The 18,991-nt window shown below is 63.8% G+C and carries 23 protein-coding genes and 1 pseudogene; 14 read left to right on the top strand and 10 right to left on the bottom strand.

The features are described 5' to 3' along the window. Nucleotides 1-91 precede the first annotated feature (91 nt). From AC0QTX_RS06140 to AC0QTX_RS06155, 4 genes are all read left to right on the top strand, one after another. Nucleotides 92-1,096 carry a methyltransferase gene (locus AC0QTX_RS06140; protein WP_474602941.1) on the top strand — a complete coding sequence of 335 codons (1,005 nt, stop codon included), beginning with the start codon at nucleotides 92-94 and terminating at the stop codon, nucleotides 1,094-1,096. 1 nt (nucleotide 1,097) lies between these two features. Then, complete coding sequence (locus tag AC0QTX_RS06145; protein ID WP_474602942.1) at nucleotides 1,098-1,673, top strand: hypothetical protein; 576 nt, start codon at nucleotides 1,098-1,100, stop codon at nucleotides 1,671-1,673. 106 nt (nucleotides 1,674-1,779) lie between these two features. Next, nucleotides 1,780-2,595, top strand: coding sequence for a nucleotidyltransferase family protein (locus AC0QTX_RS06150; RefSeq protein ID WP_474602943.1), 816 nt, complete (start codon nucleotides 1,780-1,782; stop codon nucleotides 2,593-2,595). After that, nucleotides 2,588-3,310 carry a metallophosphoesterase family protein gene (locus AC0QTX_RS06155; protein WP_474602944.1) on the top strand — a complete coding sequence of 241 codons (723 nt, stop codon included), beginning with the start codon at nucleotides 2,588-2,590 and terminating at the stop codon, nucleotides 3,308-3,310. Before AC0QTX_RS06150 ends, AC0QTX_RS06155 begins: the two co-directional genes overlap by 8 nt. 42 nt (nucleotides 3,311-3,352) lie before the next feature. On the opposite strand, the gene AC0QTX_RS06160 is transcribed toward AC0QTX_RS06155, so the two are convergent. Then, on the bottom strand, nucleotides 3,353-3,574 hold the full coding sequence (locus AC0QTX_RS06160) for a hypothetical protein (protein ID WP_474602945.1): 222 nt from the start codon (nucleotides 3,572-3,574) through the stop codon (nucleotides 3,353-3,355). A gap of 138 nt (nucleotides 3,575-3,712) precedes the next feature. Between AC0QTX_RS06160 and AC0QTX_RS06165 the strand changes: the two genes are divergently transcribed. After that, complete coding sequence (locus AC0QTX_RS06165) at nucleotides 3,713-4,294, top strand: type 1 glutamine amidotransferase domain-containing protein (RefSeq protein WP_474602946.1); 582 nt, start codon at nucleotides 3,713-3,715, stop codon at nucleotides 4,292-4,294. A 77-nt stretch (nucleotides 4,295-4,371) separates the two neighbouring features. On the opposite strand, the gene AC0QTX_RS06170 is transcribed toward AC0QTX_RS06165, so the two are convergent. Further along, on the bottom strand, nucleotides 4,372-5,427 hold the full coding sequence (locus AC0QTX_RS06170; protein ID WP_474602947.1) for a Tim44 domain-containing protein: 1,056 nt from the start codon (nucleotides 5,425-5,427) through the stop codon (nucleotides 4,372-4,374). A 248-nt stretch (nucleotides 5,428-5,675) separates the two neighbouring features. Next, nucleotides 5,676-5,951, bottom strand: a complete 276-nt coding sequence (locus AC0QTX_RS06175; RefSeq protein ID WP_474602948.1) for a DUF3072 domain-containing protein — start codon at nucleotides 5,949-5,951, stop codon at nucleotides 5,676-5,678. A gap of 181 nt (nucleotides 5,952-6,132) precedes the next feature. Between AC0QTX_RS06175 and AC0QTX_RS06180 the strand changes: the two genes are divergently transcribed. Both AC0QTX_RS06180 and AC0QTX_RS06185 read left to right on the top strand, forming a co-directional pair. Beyond that, nucleotides 6,133-7,377, top strand: a complete 1,245-nt coding sequence (locus tag AC0QTX_RS06180; protein WP_474602949.1) for a Y-family DNA polymerase — start codon at nucleotides 6,133-6,135, stop codon at nucleotides 7,375-7,377. Nucleotides 7,378-7,453: 76 nt separating this feature from the next. Next, on the top strand, nucleotides 7,454-7,852 hold the full coding sequence (locus tag AC0QTX_RS06185; protein ID WP_474602950.1) for a RidA family protein: 399 nt from the start codon (nucleotides 7,454-7,456) through the stop codon (nucleotides 7,850-7,852). Between the two features lie 93 nt (nucleotides 7,853-7,945). Here AC0QTX_RS06185 and AC0QTX_RS06190 read toward each other — a convergent pair whose 3' ends face one another. Then, complete coding sequence (locus AC0QTX_RS06190) at nucleotides 7,946-8,833, bottom strand: branched-chain amino acid aminotransferase (RefSeq protein ID WP_474602951.1); 888 nt, start codon at nucleotides 8,831-8,833, stop codon at nucleotides 7,946-7,948. Nucleotides 8,834-8,993: 160 nt separating this feature from the next. On the opposite strand from AC0QTX_RS06190, the gene AC0QTX_RS06195 reads away from it, so the two are divergent. The 3 genes from AC0QTX_RS06195 to AC0QTX_RS06205 all read left to right on the top strand — a co-directional run bounded on the left by AC0QTX_RS06195 (nucleotide 8,994) and on the right by AC0QTX_RS06205 (nucleotide 11,746). Then, complete coding sequence (locus AC0QTX_RS06195) at nucleotides 8,994-9,515, top strand: MarR family winged helix-turn-helix transcriptional regulator (protein WP_474602952.1); 522 nt, start codon at nucleotides 8,994-8,996, stop codon at nucleotides 9,513-9,515. 150 nt (nucleotides 9,516-9,665) lie between these two features. After that, nucleotides 9,666-10,382, top strand: coding sequence for a response regulator (locus AC0QTX_RS06200; RefSeq protein ID WP_474602953.1), 717 nt, complete (start codon nucleotides 9,666-9,668; stop codon nucleotides 10,380-10,382). Further along, nucleotides 10,379-11,746: an ATP-binding protein gene (locus tag AC0QTX_RS06205; RefSeq protein WP_474602954.1), complete on the top strand. Its 1,368-nt coding sequence runs from the start codon at nucleotides 10,379-10,381 to the stop codon at nucleotides 11,744-11,746. The genes AC0QTX_RS06200 and AC0QTX_RS06205 overlap by 4 nt, the downstream gene beginning before the upstream one ends. Here the strand turns inward: AC0QTX_RS06205 and AC0QTX_RS06210 are convergent, their stop codons facing one another. The 5 genes from AC0QTX_RS06210 to AC0QTX_RS06230 form a co-directional block, all read right to left on the bottom strand. Continuing rightward, on the bottom strand, nucleotides 11,747-12,106 hold the full coding sequence (locus AC0QTX_RS06210; protein WP_474602955.1) for a tRNA-binding protein: 360 nt from the start codon (nucleotides 12,104-12,106) through the stop codon (nucleotides 11,747-11,749). 14 nt (nucleotides 12,107-12,120) lie between these two features. Continuing rightward, complete coding sequence (locus AC0QTX_RS06215) at nucleotides 12,121-12,837, bottom strand: TetR/AcrR family transcriptional regulator (RefSeq protein ID WP_474602956.1); 717 nt, start codon at nucleotides 12,835-12,837, stop codon at nucleotides 12,121-12,123. Nucleotides 12,838-12,902: 65 nt separating this feature from the next. Further along, nucleotides 12,903-13,730 (bottom strand): pyrroline-5-carboxylate reductase, encoded by an 828-nt coding sequence (gene proC / locus AC0QTX_RS06220; RefSeq protein ID WP_474602957.1) that lies wholly within the window; start codon nucleotides 13,728-13,730, stop codon nucleotides 12,903-12,905. A 72-nt stretch (nucleotides 13,731-13,802) separates the two neighbouring features. Then, nucleotides 13,803-14,303, bottom strand: coding sequence for a type III secretion system chaperone family protein (locus AC0QTX_RS06225; RefSeq protein WP_474602958.1), 501 nt, complete (start codon nucleotides 14,301-14,303; stop codon nucleotides 13,803-13,805). A 244-nt stretch (nucleotides 14,304-14,547) separates the two neighbouring features. Next, nucleotides 14,548-14,823 (bottom strand): accessory factor UbiK family protein, encoded by a 276-nt coding sequence (locus tag AC0QTX_RS06230; RefSeq protein ID WP_474602959.1) that lies wholly within the window; start codon nucleotides 14,821-14,823, stop codon nucleotides 14,548-14,550. Between the two features lie 134 nt (nucleotides 14,824-14,957). Between AC0QTX_RS06230 and lgt the strand changes: the two genes are divergently transcribed. From lgt to pgeF, 3 genes are read left to right on the top strand one after another with little or no spacing between them, the layout of a single operon-like run. Continuing rightward, nucleotides 14,958-15,815, top strand: coding sequence for a prolipoprotein diacylglyceryl transferase (gene lgt / locus AC0QTX_RS06235; protein ID WP_474602960.1), 858 nt, complete (start codon nucleotides 14,958-14,960; stop codon nucleotides 15,813-15,815). Next, complete coding sequence (locus AC0QTX_RS06240; RefSeq protein WP_474602961.1) at nucleotides 15,812-16,888, top strand: class I SAM-dependent methyltransferase; 1,077 nt, start codon at nucleotides 15,812-15,814, stop codon at nucleotides 16,886-16,888. The genes lgt and AC0QTX_RS06240 overlap by 4 nt, the downstream gene beginning before the upstream one ends. A gap of 9 nt (nucleotides 16,889-16,897) precedes the next feature. Then, nucleotides 16,898-17,665: a peptidoglycan editing factor PgeF gene (gene pgeF / locus AC0QTX_RS06245; protein ID WP_474602962.1), complete on the top strand. Its 768-nt coding sequence runs from the start codon at nucleotides 16,898-16,900 to the stop codon at nucleotides 17,663-17,665. Here the strand turns inward: pgeF and AC0QTX_RS06250 are convergent. Continuing rightward, nucleotides 17,655-18,410 carry an SDR family oxidoreductase gene (locus tag AC0QTX_RS06250; protein WP_474602963.1) on the bottom strand — a complete coding sequence of 252 codons (756 nt, stop codon included), beginning with the start codon at nucleotides 18,408-18,410 and terminating at the stop codon, nucleotides 17,655-17,657. The genes pgeF and AC0QTX_RS06250 overlap by 11 nt on opposite strands. 294 nt (nucleotides 18,411-18,704) lie before the next feature. Between AC0QTX_RS06250 and AC0QTX_RS06255 the strand changes: the two are divergent. Next, nucleotides 18,705-18,991: pseudogene (locus AC0QTX_RS06255) on the top strand (outer membrane protein); the annotation flags it as partial.

The raw sequence follows: 18,991 nt of genomic DNA on the forward strand, positions 1-18,991 counted from the left end.
CTGAACTCAGACGCCTGACATAAGTTACTTTATAACTTTTCTTTTGCTGGGGAATGCGTAAGCGGCATCTTCGGGCAACCCGGATATTGTCATGGCGAATTGGTCTGCAGGTTATGTCGTCGATATCGATTACACTCACGGCTTCTACCAGGAACTGACGCCGAGCCTTCTCGGCTTTCTGACGCTCCTGCAGGGGGTGCAGGCACCGGATCTCGGTTCCTCGTCGCTGGCCTATTGCGAACTCGGATGCGGCCAGGGCTTCTCGACCAATCTCCTGGCTGCCGCGAACCCGCAGATCCAGTTCCACGCGACCGACTTCAACCCTGGTCATATCGTGGGTGCGCAGAGCCTCGCCCAGGCGGGAGGCTTGCAGAACGTCCATTTCTACGACGACAGCTTCGCCGACTTCCTGGATCGCGGCGACCTTCCGGACTTTGATTTCATCACGCTCCACGGAATCTTCAGCTGGATCTCGCCGGAGAACCGGCACACCATCGTCGAGTTCATCCGCAGGAAGCTCAAGCCCGGCGGCATCGTCTACGTCTCCTACAACACCATGCCGGGCTGGGCCTCCATGATGCCGCTCCGGCGTCTCCTCGTGGAGCATACGCTAGCCAAGGGCTCACAGCTTTCGCCCCATTCGCGAGCCACGGCTTTCCTGGATTTTGCGGACAGGTTCAGCAAGCTGGACACCCGCTTCTTCGCCAACAACCCCAAACTGACGAAGCGGCTGGAAAGGCTGAAGACTCATCACCCCAACTACATCGTCCACGAATACTTCAATCAGGAATCCGCCCCCTATTACTTCATGGATTTGGCACAGGAACTCGCCGAGGCGAAGCTCGCATGGGTCGGCCCAGCCAACGTGATGGAACACCTCGAGGAGCTCAATCTCACGAAGGAGCAGAGGGATTTCCCTCGCCGGCATCGACAACGTTGCCCTGCGGCAGACGACACGCGACCACATCGTCGACCAGCAGTTCCGGCGCGACATCTTCGTCAAAGGCGCTGTCCGCCTGCCTGCCAACCAGGTGCGGGAGCAGTGGCTCGACACACGCTTCGCCCTCTCTGCGAAAGGCGCCAGGATCCCCCGTGAGATGCGGGGCTTGCGCCACACGGTCAAACTGCAAAGTGGCGTCTACGATCCTCTCATCGCCATCCTTGAGAAAGGTCCGCGCACCCTGCGCGAGATGATGGCGGAACCAGCTCTCGGCTCCATCACCTTCGCCAGGCTCGTTCAGGCCCTCACCATGCTGGTGGCTCTGGGCGTATGCCACCCCTGCTTGCCGGAGCAGGGCTTCGCCGAGCGGAAGCTGCAGACAGACCGCTTCAACAGGGCCGTGGCCAACGGATCGCGCTTCGAGCGCAAGTTCAGCCATTTTGCATCGCCCGTCACGGGAGGGGGCATTGCGGCCGACCGGATCAACCAGCTGATGTGGCTCGCCCTGCTCGGCAAGGAGCCCGACGCGGCGCGCTTCGTGGACAAGGTGCTATCGGATGCCGGTCAACGCCTTTTGAAGGACGGCAAGCCTGTGGAAAGGGAGGCCCACGAGGAGGAGCTGCAGCGGCGGCTTGCGGAGTTCGAACAGGACACCCTCGGAGTGTGGACTCAGCTGGGGATGGGGGCTCCCTCACCTCACAGATCCTCCGAGCAGCGCCGGCTTCGCGCCTGAACCGGGCGTTATCGCGGCGGCATTAAGCTGAGCCGTCACGGAACTTCATGAATGCCATTCGGTTGTCGAACGCGGGTCATTCTTGGCCGCGCTTCGGACAGGGCCCATGGCAGTTCACGACCCAGATCTCACCTCCGGCGCATATCCGTCCGTCCCCATTATGGACGCCAAGGCGGAGCCGACCCTGAAATACCCTGAATCCGAGGCCTTCTATGCAGAGGCTCTTCGGGAGCTGAATTCTCTTGGGCTGCCTTTCCTCCTCGCCGGCACCTATGCGCTCTCGGCCTATACCGGCATCACCCGCCCGACGAAGGATCTCGACATCTTCTGCAAGGCGGGCGACTACACGCGCGTTCTCTCGCACTTCAAGAGCCTCGGCTACTCCATCGAGATCGAGGATGACCGCTGGCTCGGCAAGGTCTTCAAGGGCCAGTACTTCTTCGACGTGATCTTCGCCTCGTCGAACGGCACCATGCCGATCGGCGATCCGTGGTTCGAGCATGCCCGCCAGATCGAGGTGTTCGGCATTCCCGTGCGCATCGTAGGCCCGACCGAGCTCGTCTGGTCGAAGTGCTTTATCCAGCTGCGCCACCGCTATGACGGCGCCGACGTGGCGCACACGATCCTGAAAGCCCACGACCAGATCGATTGGCATGGCCTTCTTGCCTATATGGAAGTGCATTGGGAGGTGCTGCTCATGCACCTGCTCAACTTCCGCTGGATCTATCCGTCCGAACGCGACAAGGTCCCGGGCTGGGTGATGGACGAGCTTCTCGACAGGCTCTCCAAACAACGCGATCTTCCTCCGCCCCAGATGAAGGTCTGCCGCGGCCGGATGTTCTCCCGTGTCGATTACGAGATCGACGTCAAGGAATGGGGCTTCGCCGATGTGGGCGGCGAAGGTGAATGGCGGAATGAGTGACGTACAGACACCGCTGAAGGTCGCTGCCATGGGCGACCTTCACGTTCGTGAGGACAATGCCGAATCCTACCGTGAGCTGTTCGGGGAGATTTCCCGCGAGGCGGACGTTCTCGTGCTAGCCGGAGACCTGACGGATCTCGGCAAGCCGAAGGAGGCGGAGTTGCTCGCGCAGGACCTGAAGGCCTGCTCGATCCCCGTCGTCGGCGTGCTCGGGAACCACGACTACGAATGCGGCGCACACGAAGAGGTGGCGCAGATCCTGCGCGATGCCGGCATGAAGCTGCTCGATGGCCAATCCGTCGAGATCGACGGCGTTGGCTTCGTCGGCGTGAAGGGATTTGCCGGCGGCTTCGGGCGTCGCATGCTGGGCTATTTCGGCGAGCCGGCCATGAAGCAGTTTGTCAGCGAGACCATGAACGAGACGCTGCGGCTCGAGAACGCCATGCGCCATGTGCGCGCAAAGCGCTCCATGGTCATCCTCCACTACGCGCCGGTCACCGATACGATCGAGAGCGAGCCGCTGGAAATCTATCCGTTTCTGGGCTCATCCCGTCTGGCGGAGACGATCGACCGCTTCAAGGTCAATGCCATCGTGCACGGACATGCGCATCGCGGCCGCTTCGAAGGCCGCACGCCCGGCGGGCAGCCGGTCTACAATGTAGCCAAGCACATCGAGAAGCCGAACGGCAAGCCTTACGCCATTCTCGAAATCTGAGCGGGCTCATGAAGGCCCGCTCATCATGATCGTCGTCTCCACTCAATAACGCGTGCCGGGATCCGTCGGGTTGCCGGGCAGGTAATCGGGCTCGGAGCCTGGCCCTTTCGGATCGTTGATCCCCGGATCGGTGACCGGGTAAGGCGTGCGCGGTCCGGTTGGACCGATATCGGGCTCTTCGTCAGGAATGGTTCCTGGCGGCACCTCGCTCGGGATGTTGCCACCGGGCGTCGGCTCGTTCGTGGGCGTTCCCGGATTGACCATCGTTTCTTCCTCGCTTTGCAGAAGCCGTGTTTGGGTCAACAAATCCGCGTGAGCAGGGTTCCGCTCGTGTTCCTCACGGGGAACCGCTCCCCGCTTCACCCGTTCCCAGGCAGTTCCCATAAACAATGGAGAAGCATCATGCCTGACATCAAGCAGGCCAGGATCCTCATCATGGCGACCGATGGCTTCGAGCAGTCTGAGCTCATGGTGCCGCAGGAGAAACTCTCGGATGCGGGTGCGACGGTCGAGGTCGCGGCGCCGAAGTCGCGCATGAAATCCGGCAAGATCTACGGCTGGGACGAGAAGGACTGGGGCAAGATCGTATCGGTCGACAAGGACATCGAGGATGTGAACCCGGCCGAGTACGACGCGCTCGTGCTGCCTGGCGGACAGATCAACCCCGACAAGCTGCGCGCCGAGCCGAAGGCCATCGAGATCATCCGCGCCTTCTACTCCTCGGGCAAGACCATAGCTGCGATCTGCCACGCCCCCTGGCTTCTCATCGAGGCGGGCATCATCAAGGGCAAGAAGTGCACGTCCTATCACTCGATCAAGACGGACGTGATCAATGCCGGCGGGCAATGGCGCGACGAGACGGTCGTGACCGATCACGGCCTCATCACCAGCCGCAATCCCGGCGATCTCGATGCCTTCGTGAACAAGATCATCGAAGAGGTGCGCGAGGGCTCTCATGCGGGCCGCCGCCAAGCGGCAGAGTAATCGCCCACTCTTTCGTGCAAACAAAAAAGCGGCCGGTTTTTAACCGGCCGCTTTCGTATTCGTAGAGGGGATCGACGTCAGGCCTGCTGGATCGCCGAAATCTTCCAGGGGCCGCCCTGCTCGCGCCGGAAGGTCCAGAGCTCGGTCGCCTCTTCGACCTTGTTCGAATCGCCCTCCACGACGCGCCCGGTGGCGCGGTCGACCATGACGTCGGTGATGCCGAAGCGCATGGCGACGGTGGCGTAGTCCGTCGCGCCCTCGCGCCAGGCCTCCGACAGATCGCCCTGGTTGAGGCGCACATTGGAGAGCTTGTTCACGACGCCGCGGGCCGTGTTGTCGTTCAACTCCTCCTGGATGTAGCCAGCCATCTCAGGGGTTGCGAGCGTCCAGAGCTTGGCGACGTCCTCGCGGGAATAGGCATCCTGCATCTCGACGAGGCCACGCTCGAACTCCGCGTAGTCGCGCTCGCCGATGCCGATCTCATCCCGCACGCCGGGACGACCCTGTCCGCCCTGGGGCTGAGTTCCTCTGGACATGCCGCCCAGCGCTCCACCCAGGCCGCCGGCAAGGCCGCCCAAGCCACCGAGACCGCCGCTCATGGGACGTCCTCCGCCCGCCGTTGGAGGAACGCTGCCGCCCATGGAGCGGGCATAGCCCTGCTCCTGGGCCGACCCTGCATAGGCCGGCTGCTGGCGCCTGCGGAACCACTTCATGGCGAAGGAGACCAGCAGGACGACGAGGCCGATCTGGAGCAGGAGGCCGAAGATCGAGGCGAGACCGCCGAGGCCTCCGAAGAAGCCGTTGCCCATCAGCATGCCGAGCAGGCCGGCGCCGAACAGGCCGGCCATGAGACCCGTGCCGAAGCCGAAGCGGCGCGGCTGCGCAACGTTCGGGGCCGGAGTGCCCGGACGGGTCACGTTCGGACCTTGGTTCGGGACCTGCGAGCGCTGGATCGGGGCTGCGGCATCCGGGGCCGTTCTCGTGGCCGGCGGAGGCGTGTAGGTGCGCGAGCCGCGCGAGCCGAAGCTGCCCCCTCCCCGCCCGACGCGGGCCTCAGCCGCACTTCCGGCGAAGACCAGAGCGGCCGCCAGGGCGATCATGACCCGGCTGCGGCGAGAAGCTAAATTCATCATCGTCTTATGTTTCATCCCTTCGAAGCATGACGCTCCCATAGGATAATGTGGGGATGCCCGAGGGGTTGCGGAAGGGTCGCGCTTTCGATTTCGGTCAAGGCTTGAACACCCTCCGCCGCCTTCGTCATCACCGGCCTTGTGCCGGTGATCTCGATTGCTTGAAGCGCCGTGCTTCACAGCATCGGGATGGCCGGGACTGATCCCCGGATCAAGTCCGGGGACGGCCATGACGTGTGAGCTTCGATGCCTCAATGACCCTGCTTCTGCTTCAACTGGTCAATCCGCTTCGATGCCTCGGCCTTGTCGAGCTTGGGATCGAAGGCCTTGGGATCGTGCGCCTGTTCGGACAGGGTCTTGAGGTAGGACGCCTGAGCGCCGGTCATGGGTTCGTCGCCCGAGACCCACTCGTCCGGATCCTTGATCTGGTTGTCTGAGGGATCAGGGTTGGTCTTCGGATTAACTGCCTCTGCGGCAGGCTTACGGTTGACGGAAGCACCGGGATTCACTTTGCCGTGCGAAGACATGCAGGACTCCTATTGTTCTAGTTTTGTTCTATGACGAGAACACCCCTGCAGAGCATTGGTTCCTCTGAGAAAGGCGGATTACTCCCGGAGACTCATCCCCGTTATCCACAGATTCGGCCCTCGACTCGCTGCCAAGCCTATGTTCTTGATTTGTTCATGTATATGAGAGGGACGTGCGGCGATGCGAAAACCGACGGGTCTGGAGCGGCTCTATGTCGACTTCGATTCCTTCTTCGCCAGCGCAGAGCAGCACCTCCAGCCCCAGCTGCGCGGCCGGCCCGTCGGGGTCATTCCGGTCGATTCGGAGCATACGGGGCTCATCGCCGTCAGCCGGGAGGCGAAGGCTTCAGGGCTCAAGCGCGGCACCTTCGTGCGGGATGCCCGCCGGCAATGTCCCGGCCTCGTTCTCGTGACGGCGCGGCACGAGGCCTATGTGGATCTGCACCGGCAGATCCTCAACGCCATCGAGACGGTCATTCCCGTCAAGGCGGTCTGCTCCATCGACGAGATGGTCTGTGCGCTGATGCCCTCGGAATGGCCTCAAGGCCTCGCGATCGGGCAGCGCGTGAAGGATGCGATCGCCGCCCGGATCGGCCCCACCCTGACCTGCTCGGTCGGCCTGGGGCCAAACGACCTGCTGGCCAAGATCGCCGCCGAGATGAAGAAGCCGGACGGCCTCGTGGCGCTCCATCCCGACAATCTGCCAGGCCCCCTGCTCTCCCTTGACCTGACGGATATTCCCGGCATCGCGCGGGGCAATGCGGCGCGGCTTGCCCGCGCCGGAATCGGCGACATGGCCGCTCTCTGGCGGCTCCAGCCCAAGGAGCTGCGCCGGCTCTGGGGCAGCGTCGAGGGGGAACGGATGTGGATGGGGCTGCATGGCTACACCGTGGAGCGGCCCGAAACCCGCCGCAGCATGTTCGGCCACGGCCGGGTTCTTCCCGCCGACTGGCGCTCCCTGAACGGCGCCTATGCGGCCGCCCGCGTGCTGCTCGCCAAGGCTTCGGCCCGGATGCGGCGTTCAGGCTTTGCGGCCAAGGCATTGGCGGTCTGGCTGACGGACGGGAACAGCGCAGGCTGGTATGGGGAGGAGCATTTCCGGGCCACCTGGGATGATCCGTCCCTGCTGGCTTCCTTGAGCCGCCTGTTCCTCCACGCCGAGCGGGAGGAGATGCGCCGCTGCCGCAGCATCCATGTGGCGCTGCACGATCTGATGCCGCTCAGCGACATCGAGGACGACCTGTTCGACGACGCCCCGGAGGCACGGCTCAAGCGGCGCATGGAATATCTGTCGGCGATCGCCGACCAGCTCAATGTCAGCCACCGAAAGACCCTCCTGCACTGGGGTCCGTGGGTGACGATCCCCGGAGGCTATGCAGGCGCCAAGATCGCCTTCAACCGCATTCCCGATGCGGAGGATTTTTAAGTAGAACCAAGGATGTTGAGCACGAGGCCTGCCTTGGCCACAATGGCGGCTCGGTTCGTCTCCTGGAGATTCTTCGATGGCCAAGCGCGCGATCATTCCGCCTGAATTCCGCATGGCGGCCGAACAATCGAAAATGTCTCCCGCCATTGTGTCGGGGGACCACGTTTTTCTGACCGGAGTTACCGGGAGCGACGCGTACGGGCAGATGCCGGGCGATCCCGAAACTCAGATCAGGAACGCTTTCGAAAAGATCGGATCCGTGCTGAGCGCGGGCGGCCTGACGTTTCGATCGATCGTCGAGATGACAACCTATCATGTCGGCCTGCGGGGCCATTTCAATCTCTTCGATGCGATCCGCCTCGAGTACCTAGGCGAGCCCTATCCAGCCTGGACGGCAGTTGAAGTCGCTGGTCTCAGGCGTGAAGGAGCGATCGTCGAGATCCGCGTGATCGCTCACACCAATGCCGGTGCCTGAGGCTATGAGCCTGACGTCTTGAGCGCGCCCTGAAACGTCGATGCCCAGCACTGGGCCGGGCATGACTTGGAATTCATGGAAAGCCTGAAAGCCTCAAGCCGCCTTGCTCTTGGGCTGCACCTCGGCCGAGTAGTCGTCCATGAGCACCTTGGTCATGTTTCCGGGCTGGTACTTGTGCGGGCCGATCTCGGATACGGGCGTCACTTCGGCCGCCGTGCCGGTGATGAAGCACTCGTTGAAGCTCGGGAGCTCGTCCGGCATGATCCGACGCTCGGCGACCTCGAAGCCGCGGCGCTTGGCGAGGTCGATCACCGTGCGGCGGGTGATGCCGTCGAGGAAGCAATCGGCAATCGGCGTGTGAACGATGCCGTCGCGGATGAAGAACACGTTGGCGCCCGTGCACTCCGCCACGCGGCCCTGCCAATCGAGCATGAGCGCGTCCGCATAGCCCTTCCGCTCCGCCTTGTGCTTGGAGATGGTGCAGATCATGTAGAGGCCCGCGGCCTTGGCCGCCGACGGGGCCGTCGCCGGATCGGGACGGCGGTATTCCGCCATGTCGATGCGGATGCCCTTCATCTTCTGGACCGGGTCGAAATAGCTCGGCCATTCCCAGGCCGCGATGGCGAGATGGATCTTGTTGGCCTGCGCGGCCACGCCCATCATCTCCGAGCCGCGCCAGGCAACGGGACGCAGATAGGCATCCTTCATGCCGCTCTTTTCCAGCACGAGGCGCTTGGCCGCGTCGATTTCGGCCGCCGTGTAGGGAATTTCGAAATCCAGGATCTCGGCCGATTTCCTGAGCCGCTCCGAGTGCTCCGTCGACTTGAAGACCTCGCCCCCATAGGCGCGCTCGCCTTCGAACACGGATGACCCATAATGGAGGCCGTGCGAGAGAACGTGAAGCTGAGCATCCTTCCAGGGTACCAACTGTCCGTCGTACCAGATCCATCCATCACGTTGATCGAAGGGGGTCGCGGACATCGTGCATCTCCTTGAAGGCCGACCTTGTGGCAACCGGGGTCGGGTAATTTCCGGCGTGCTTCCAGCCGATTTCAATCTCATTCATTTCGCGGAAGCGGCTTGACGAGTAACAATCGTCCTGAGATATGTCAACAAGGCTGACATAAAATTTAGGATCAGGATGGTGCCTGACGCTATTCCGGCTTTGAAGTCTCATCACCCCGGTAAGGATATCCTCGCCGAGACCCCGGCCTATGATCTGATCGAATTGTTCTTCTTTGCCTACCGCGACTTCGTCAGCGATCCGGACAGGATCCTGGACGAGTACGGCTTCGGGCGTGCCCATCACCGGGTCCTGCACTTCGTGAGCCGCAATCCGGGTCTCACCATCGCGGAGCTCCTGGATATCCTGCGCATCACCAAGCAGAGCCTCAACCGGGTCCTGAAGGAGCTGATCGAAAAGGATTTCATCGAGAGCCGGATGGGCACCGCCGACCGGCGCCAGCGGCTGCTCTTCGCCACGGCCCAGGGGCGGGAACTGGCCCTGAAGCTCGCCAAGCTGCAGACCCGCCGCATCATGCGCGCCTTGTCCAGCATGGAGCCCGAGGCCAAGGACCTAATCAGCCGCTATCTCCTGAGCCTGATCGATCAGGACAGCAGCGCCCATGTGAAGCATCTCGTATTCGGGTCCGAGGAAACCTGATAAAGCAGGGTCCGTAACCTTGAAGCATTAAAGCATCGTGCGGAAAAGTGGACCCGGTTTTCCGCAGGAACGATGCTCTTAGTAATGGAGGAAGCATCGGATGAATCCCAAAAGTGCAAATCCACTTTTGGGTCCGATGCTTTAGACCCGATGGATGCACGCATCGACATTCCCGACCATGCTCCGCACGTCCTCGTGGTGGACGACGACCGCCGCCTGCGCGACCTGCTGACCCGTTTCCTCAGCGAAAACGGCTACCGGGTGACCGCGGCGGCCAGCGCCGCTGAGGCGCGGGCGAAGGCGGAGAACTTCGTCTTCGATGCCCTCGTGCTCGACGTGATGATGCCGGGTGAAACCGGCTTCGATTATGCCCGCTCCTTACGGGAGCATTCGCAGGTGCCGATTCTCATGCTCACCGCCCGCTCCGATACCTCGGACCGGGTGACAGGGCTGGAGATCGGCGCGGACGACTACCTGCCGAAACCGTTCGAGCCGCGCGAGCTGCTCCTGCGGCTCGGCAACATCCTCAAGCGTGCGGCGCCCGTGCCGGGCGCAGCCAATGGCGATGTGCCGGACGTGATCCATTTCGGCCCCTTCTCCTACCGCTTCGACCGAGGCGAATTGCGGCGTGGTGACGAGATGGTGCGCATCACCGAGCGCGAGCGCGAGATCCTGACCATCCTCGGAAGCCACGCGGGCGACAACGTGCCCCGCGAGGCCCTGGCCGGCACCGGGATCGCCGCCAACGAGCGCACGGTGGACGTCCAGATCAACCGCCTGCGGCGCAAGATCGAAACCGACCCAGCCAATCCGATCTTCCTCCAGACCGTGCGCGGCATCGGCTACCGGCTCGTGATCGACCGATGAAGATCGGCGCAACCCTGAAGTATTCGCCCCTCGATCATGCCGCGCGCTGGTTCGGGCGATTCCTGCCGAAGGGTCTCTATGCGCGCGCACTCATCATCATCATCGCGCCGGTCATCCTGCTGCAATCCGTCGTGGCCTACGTGTTCATGGAGCGCCATTACGAGCTCGTGACGCGCCGCCTCTCCTCGGCAGTGACGGCTGATATCGCGGCGCTCATCGACATCTACGAGAGCTATCCGCAGGACAGGAACACCAGGACCCTCTCGCGCATCGCTTCCGAGCGCCTGCAGCTCGATGTCGACATCCTGCGCAACACCGATCTGCCGGCGCCCGGCCCCAAGCCATTCTTCTCGATTCTCGACGAAACCCTGTCGGACGAACTGCGCCGCCAGGTGGACCGCCCCTACTGGATCGATACGGTCGGACGCTCGAGTTATGTGGAAGTGCGCATCAAGCTCGACGAGAACGACGTGATGCGCGTTCTGGCGCGGCGCAGCCAGGCCTACGCCTCCAACTCGCACATCTTCCTGGTCTGGATGGGCGGCTCTTCCTTCGTGCTGCTCGGCATCGCCATCCTGTTCCTGCGCAACCAGATCAGGCCGATTCTCCGGCTCGCGGAAGCAGCGGAGGCTCTCGGCAAGGGACGTGAGATCGAATTCCGTCCGCGCGGGGCGCGCGAGGTGCGCCAGGCCGGCCGCGCCTTCCTCGAGATGAAGCGGCGCATCGAGCGCAACATAGAGCAGCGCACGACGATGCTCAACGGCGTAAGCCATGATTTGCGCACCATTCTCACGCGCTTCAAGCTGTCGCTCGTCTTCCTCGATCAGACGCCCGAGGTCGAAGATCTCAAGCGGGACGTGGACGAGATGAGCCGCATGCTCGAAGGCTATCTCGCCTTTGCTCGCGGCGAAGGCGGCGATGCAGGCGAGCAGGCGGTCGAGACGGATCTGCGGCAGCTGCTCGAAGAGGTGCAGTCGGATGCGGAGCGGCAGGGCCATGTTACCGAGCTCGCCATCGTCGGGGATCCCATGATCACGGTGCGCCCGGATGCGTTCCGCCGCCTTCTGTTCAACCTCGTGTCGAATGCCGCGCGACACGGTGATCGGATCGATATCACGGCCAATCACGAAACACGCTGGCTCGTGCTGCATGTGGATGACGACGGGCCGGGCATTCCAGCCGACATGCGCGAGGAGGTCTTCAAGCCCTTCGTGCGCCTGGATGAAGCCCGCAATCAGGATGAAGGCGGCTCGGGGCTGGGGCTTGCCATTGCCCGCGACGTCGCACGCTCCCATGGCGGCGACATCGTGCTCGGCGACAGCCCGCTCGGGGGCTTGCGCGCGACGGTGCGGTTGCCGGCCTGATCAGTAAAGCCGCCCGCCCACCGGCACATCACGGTCGGGGCGAATCAGCATGACGTCGCCATTGGCATCGGGCACGCCAAGCGTCAGCACCTCCGACAGGAAAGGTCCGATCTGACGCGGCGGGAAGTTCACCACCGCCAGCACGAGCGTCCCGACGAGATCCTCCGGCGTGTGGTTGACCGTGATCTGCGCCGATGAGCGCTTCATGCCGATTTCAGGCCCGAAATCGACCGTGAGCTTGAAGGCCGGCTTGCGCGCCTGCGGAAACGCTTCCACGGCAACGATGCGGCCGACGCGGATGTCGACCTTCAGGAAATCGTCGAACGTGATTGGCGGTGTGGTTGAACGCGCCTGATCCATGTGCGCCTGCTCTGTCAGATCGCCGCTGCGGGATTCTCCGCCTCGCCATTGTCCTCTGCGGTGCGACGCTTGTCGGAGCGGGACGGGCGGCGTCCCTGCATGAAGGCGCGCCCGACCGCGCGCAATGGAGCGCTCAGGCGGCGCAGATCCTCGGCGCCTTCCAGAATGCGTTCGCCACGCCGCAACTCGCGATCGAGGCGGGCCATGGTCCTGGCCTGCGCCGGATCGTCATCCTCGAGCCAGGTGCGCATGGTGTTGGCATAGACCAGCACGGCACCCTGAAGCTTCAAGGTGCCGAGCGGCCCTTCCGTGTTGATGCCGGCTGCCGCCAGCATGAAGCGCTGGGAGTTGAGCGCCACCTGATTGAGGGCCGCGAGCGACACGGGATCGTACTGCAGATCCTGCGAGATCCGGCGCAACGCTTCCTTGTAGGGCTGCATCGCATCGAATCGGCGCATCAGCACGTCGAAGATGCGCTCGCGCGCCGGCTCGCCGGCGAGATCCTCTGTGGTGCCTTCCAGCACCTGGCGGTCGATCATGCGGGACAAACCGCCGAGCACGGCGCCCTTCGAGGGGAAGAGATCGCGGAACTCCGCAAGCGAGACATTCGCCGCCTTGGCGATATCGGTGATCTCGATCTCGTGCCAGGCGCGCCGGGAGGCGAGATCCATGAGGGCGTCGACAATCGCCTTGCGCTTGTCCATGGGAGCTGTGGGAACATCTGCCGTCATGATCAACCTCCTGAAGATATGCCGTCGATGCTTAATTTAGGGACGTGCCGAAGCAATCCCAAGGCTCAACCCGCGAGTTCCTCCGCGCGCCGCTTGGCCGCGGCCACCGCTTCGCGCATGAGCGCCTTCATGCCGTCTGGATCACGCATGAGCACTTCGAGCGCTGCCGCCGTGGTGCCGCCGGGCGAAGTGACGTTCTGGCGCAGGGTCGCGGGCTGTAGATCGCTCTGGAACAGAAGCTCCCCCGCCCCGGTCACGGTGGCGCGCGCGAGGCGCTGTGCCAGATCCGACGGGAGCCCTGCGGCGGCGCCTGCCTCGGCGAGACATTCCACGAGGTGGAACACATAGGCCGGCCCCGATCCCGATACGGCTGTGACGGCGTCGATCAGGTCTTCGGTGGGCAGCCATTCGACGATGCCGTTGCTGGCGAGCAGCGCATCGGCCATGAGGCGCTGCTCCTCGCTTACCTGATCGTTCGCGGCGGCACCCGTCGCGCCACGGCCGATGCTGGCGGGCAGGTTCGGCATGGCGCGTACGATGGCGCCCGAAGCAGAAAGCCTGGAGCGCAGGTCACCGATGGTCTTGCCGGCGAGGATCGACACGATGAGGGTGTGCGGCCCGAGGCAAGCGTTCACCGAAGGTGCCGCATCGTCCAGCATCTGCGGCTTGATGGCGAGCACCAGCACCTCGGGTGCGGCGGGTCCCGCAGGATTGAGGGCAATCCCCTTCTCCTGACAGAACTGCATCATTTCCTCGGACGGACGCGGGTCGAGAACCGTGACGCCCTGAGGTTTCACGCCGACCTTGAGCCAGCCCTCCAGCATGGAGCCGCCCATTTTGCCGGCGCCAACCAGGATGAGCGACGAGGGAAGACGGGAGGCGTTCGGCGACATGGGCTTACCCTGACGGAATGGAGACGGAGGGCCGCACTCTATTCACGTCAGCCCAGCCGTGTCGAGGCGGGTTCAGGCCTCGCCTTCTGTTTCGAACAGGACGCTGTCGAGGGCTTCACGGGCCGACTTTCCGGCCCAGATCACGAACTGAAAGGCCTGGAAATAGCGTTCGCAGGCCTCGACCGCGACCCGCAGCATGGTCTCGCACTGCCCGTCCGTCGGATCGGCTCCGCCGGCAAGCAGGAGGGCATGGCGGAACATCACCACGTTCTCTGTGCTCCACAGGTCGAAATGTCCGACCCAGAGCTGTTCGTTGACGGCGGAAATAAGGTGCACGACCTCCTGCCGGCGCCGGTCCGGCACCTTCAAGTCAAATGCGCAGGCCATGTGCAGGGCCTCGACGTCCTCGATCCAAGTGAAGGCGATGTCGTAATCGGCCCAGCGTCCGGCGACGGAGACGGACATCTCGTCCGCCTCGGCCCGATCGAAGATCCAATGGCGCAGGGCAGCGAGACGCTCGACCACGTCGAGAGGATGCTCCGCGCGGTCGATTTCAAGATGAATCTGCGACATGTCGATCCTGAAAGCTCAGTTGTCTGAATATGGTAAACACATTCCGGCAACATCATTGCGTCAATCCGAGCACTACTCGGCAGAAGATCTCGGAATACCTTCGGTATTCGGAGCCCCTGCCCCGGCAATCTCGAATCAGCTCATGGATCGACAGTCTAAGATTTCGGCCTCTGTCACAATGCGCTGGGTTCACCTGTCCACAACAGGAGCCCCGCGCGGGATGCAGGACGGCTTTTCACCCTGATCAGGGTGCAGCAGAGCTCGCGCCGCCGGCGGTCGACTTCGCCTCGAGTTCCTTCACCCGGGCCTCGAGCCGCTCGTTCTCCTCGCGGGCCGCAATCACCATCTCCCGCAGAACCTCGACCTCCTCGCGGGTAGCGACGTCCATGTCCTTGATCAGCCGCTCGAACTGGCTGCGGACCACGCTCTCGACCTCGCGCCGGACGCCCTGGGCCGCCCCTGCGGCATCGGTGGCAAAGCGGGCGAGTTCATCGAAGATCCGGTTGGACGATTGGGTCATGGTCAATCCACAGCGTTCAGTGGGCTCATCGGCCCTGGAACGTCACACATGGGCGCATTCGCCTTAAACTGCAACAGGGTTGACGATCCTCTGCCGAAGGGTCCAATGGCAGTCCGTTCGATCAAGGCCTGCTCATGCCGCTCTCCTTTCCGCTCATCGACCCGATCGCCATCTCCATCGGTCCCATCGCGATCCGCTGGTACGCGCTAGCCTATGTGGTCGGCCTCCTGGGCGGCTGGTTCTATGCCAAGCGCCTAGCTGCAAAAGCCGATCTCTGGGGCGGCCTGAAGCAGCCCAAGCCGGTTGATGTGGACGACCTCATCGTCTGGGTGGCCCTCGGCGTCGTACTGGGCGGACGCATCGGCTACGTGCTGTTCTACAATCTGGGATCCTACCTCTCGCAGCCGCTGGAGATCCTCGCGGTCTGGCGCGGCGGCATGTCCTTCCACGGGGGCTTCCTGGGCGCGGTGCTCGCCATCGTGCTCTTTGCCCGCGCACGCGGCCTCAATCCGCTGGCCATGCTCGACATGGCCGCCGTGGTGACGCCCATCGGCCTGTTCTTCGGCCGCATCGCCAACTTCATCAACGGCGAGCTGTGGGGAAGGCCAGCCCCCGATTTCGCCTATGCGGTGGTCTTCCCCCATGCGGGTCCGGTGCCGCGCCATCCCAGCCAGCTCTACGAAGCGCTGGGAGAGGGCCTAATCCTGTTCATCATCATGGCTTTCGCAGCCCGCCGCTTCGGCTTCCGCAGGCCAGGGCTCCTTGGCGGCATCTTCGTGCTGGGCTATGCGCTCGCCCGTATCTCGGCCGAGTTCTTCCGCGAGCCGGATGCGCAGCTCGGCTTCATCTTCGGCTCCTCGGTGCAGGCGCTGGGCGGCGGCATCACCATGGGCATGCTGCTCTCGATCCCCATGGCGCTCGTCGGCGCGGGAGCCATCGTGCTGGCGGCGCGCGGCCATACCCGCCCCCAGCAGGTGGTCAAGACCGCGTGAAGCCGCTGAAGGAAATCTTGCGCCAGACGATCGCCCTGGAGGGGCCGCTCTCGGTCGAGCGCTACATGAGCCTGTGCCTCGCGCATTATTACGCCACCCGCGACCCGCTTGGGGCCGCCGGCGACTTCACCACGGCACCCGAGATCAGCCAGATGTTCGGCGAGCTGATCGGCCTGTGGATGCTGGAGGCCTGGAGCGGCATGGGCCGCCCTGCTCCATGCCGTCTCGTGGAGCTCGGGCCGGGACGCGGCACCTTGATGGCCGATTTATTGCGGGCGACGCGGATCCTGCCCGACTTCAAGGCGGCTGCCACCGTTCACCTTGTCGAGACGAGTCCTTTCCTGAAGCAGCGCCAGCAGGATGCTCTTGCAGCATCGGGCTTTTCGGTTCACTGGCACGATCACATCGAGGATGTGCCGTCTGGCCCGATCCTGCTCGTGGCCAACGAGTTCTTCGATGCCCTCCCGGTCCGCCAGTTTCTCGCCACCGACCGCGGCTGGTGCGAGCGACTGGTGGGCATCGACGGCGAGCGTCTGATCTTTGGCCTGCGCCCGGAGCCGGAAGGGGGTCTCGGCAATCCCCTGCGCCAAGGCGACATCCTCGAATGGCCCGCCGCCTCGCTCGACCTCATGGGCGGGCTCGCCGGCAGGCTCGCCCGCGATGGCGGGGCCGCCCTGATTCTGGACTACGGCTATTGGGGCCCGGCCTTCGGCGACACGTTGCAGGCGCTGAAAGGACATCAACCCGTCGATCCTTTGGAGGAACCGGGCGAGGCTGACCTGACCACCCATGTAGACTTCCATCGCCTGGCTCAAGCCGCTGCAAGGCAAGGCTCCCGCATCCACGGCATCGTCGCGCAGGGCGACTTCCTTCAAGCGCTCGGCATCGAGGCTCGTGCAGCGGCCTTGAGCGCGCGCGCCACCGAGGCTCAGGCCGTCGACATCGACCGGGCACTCGCCCGCCTGACGGAGCGCGGACCGACCGGCATGGGAGAGCTGTTCAAGGTCTTGGCCGTGACCCATGAATCCATCCAAACCGTGCCCGGATTGCCCGCCCCGCCCTCCTCCTCGTAAGATTGCGCCATGCTCATCCAAGCCCCCTCCCTCGCCTCCCAGCCGGATATCCGCCATGCCTTCTTCACACGGGAAGGCGGCGTCTCGGAGGGGATCTATGCCTCGCTCAACGGCGGCGTCGGCTCCTCCGATGATCCTTTTAGGGTGCAGGAGAACCGCCGACGCATGGCCGAGGCGCTCTCGGTCGCGCCGGAGGCCCTCATCAGCGTCTATCAGGTTCACTCGCCCGATGCGGTGATCGTGGAAGGTCCGTGGATGGCCGAGCGCCCGAAGGCCGATGCCATGGTGACCTCCGTGCCGGGCCTGGCTCTCGGCATCACCACGGCTGATTGCGGGCCGGTTCTGTTCGCCGACGCGCAGGCCCGCGTGATCGGAGCAGCCCATGCGGGCTGGCGCGGCGCCGTGACGGGCGTTCTCGAAGCCACCGTCGAGGCGATGGAGCGGCTCGGGGCCAAGCGCCAAAGCATCGTCGCGGTGCTCGGGCCGACGATCAGCCAGAAGGCCTACGAGGTCGGGCCCGACTTCATCGAGCGCTTCACCCGGGAAGCGCCCGGTTACGGAGGCTTCCTCAAGGAGGCGCAGAGGCCGGGACATGCCATGTTCGATCTCCCCGGCTTCATCGGCGCGCGCCTTGAGGCGGCGGGGATCGGGGCCTTCACGGACCTGGGGCTCTGCACCTATTCCGACGAGGAGCGCTTTTTCAGCTATCGCCGCACCACCCACCGGCAGGAGCCGGATTACGGCCGCCTGACCTCGGCTATCGCGCTCACTCCCTGATGCCGGCCACGTCCGGCGTTTCCCAGGCGAGATGCTGGCCGCCATCGACGGCGATCATCTGACCCGTGACGCTTCCGGCTTTCACGAGGTAGAGCACCGCATCGGCGATCTCGTCCGGCGTTCCGCCATGGCCAAGCAGCACGGCGCTGCTCTGCTTGGCGAAAGCCTCGTCCCCCTGGCGCACGTTCGACAGGGTGGGACCCGGCCCGATGGCATTGACGCGGATCCGGGGCGCCAGCGCCTGAGCCATGGTCTGGGTGGCGGTGAAGAGGGCAGCCTTCGTGAGCGTGTAGGAGAAGAATTGCGGCGTCGGCTTCCAGACGCGCTGGTCGACGATGTTGACGATGCAGCCCCGCCCCTCGGGGGGGAGCTGGTGGGCGAAGTCGCGGGCGAGGAAGGCAGGGGCTCGGAGGTTCACGGCAAAGTGCCGGTCCCATCGCTCCTGCGACAGGGTCTCCACCTCGTCGGGTTCGAATTCGGAGGCATTGTTGACGAGAAGATTCAAAGGACCCAGCGCCTGCACCGCCTCCGAGATCAAGCGTCCGACGGCATCGCCTTCGGCCAGATCGGCCTGGACGACCGCCGCATTGCCGCCATCCTGCCTGATCTGGGCTGCCATGTGCTCCGCCTCGTCCGTGGAGCGGCGGCAGTGGATCGCGACCGCATAGCCCTCTGCGGCGAGCCGCTCGACGATTCTGCGCCCGATCCGCTGCGCGCCGCCAGTGACGAGGGCTGCTTTTTTCATGTCCGGCCTCTTGAAACGTAAGGAGGTAGCGTCAGCTATCCGCATTCGCCAAGAAAATGACATTTTTTTGCTCTGGCGTCGAACAAAAGGCCAAGCTGTGCGTTGTAGGGCCAGCGATGCCACAAGGGGAACAATACGGGCATTACGCCACAATCCTGCCACAGCTGTTCTTGGCCGCTGTGGTTGTGAGGTCACAGCCCTCGCGAGGTTGTCGCTCTATAAATGGGGAGTGCCCGGCTTGAACCGACAACAAGTGGGTCCGGCTGGCATAACATCGATTAGGAAAGAGAAACCATGAAGAAGATTCTTCTCGCCAGCGTCGCCCTCTTCGGCTTCGCCGGGGCTGCTGCCGCTGCGGACCTGCCCATGCGCGCCGCTCCTCCGGCTCCGATTATTGCTGCTGCTCCGCTCTTCACCTGGACCGGCTTCTACGTCGGTGCCCAAGTCGGCTATGGCTGGAATGCCAACGAAAACGACATCGTTCTCCCGACCGGCTTCGTGGTTCAGAGCGGCGATTTTGGTGACAGCGGCGACGGCTTCCTGGCCGGTGTCCATGCTGGTTACAACGTTCAGCTCGGCTC

It is taken from the genome of Microvirga sp. jy35, from assembly GCF_056148915.1.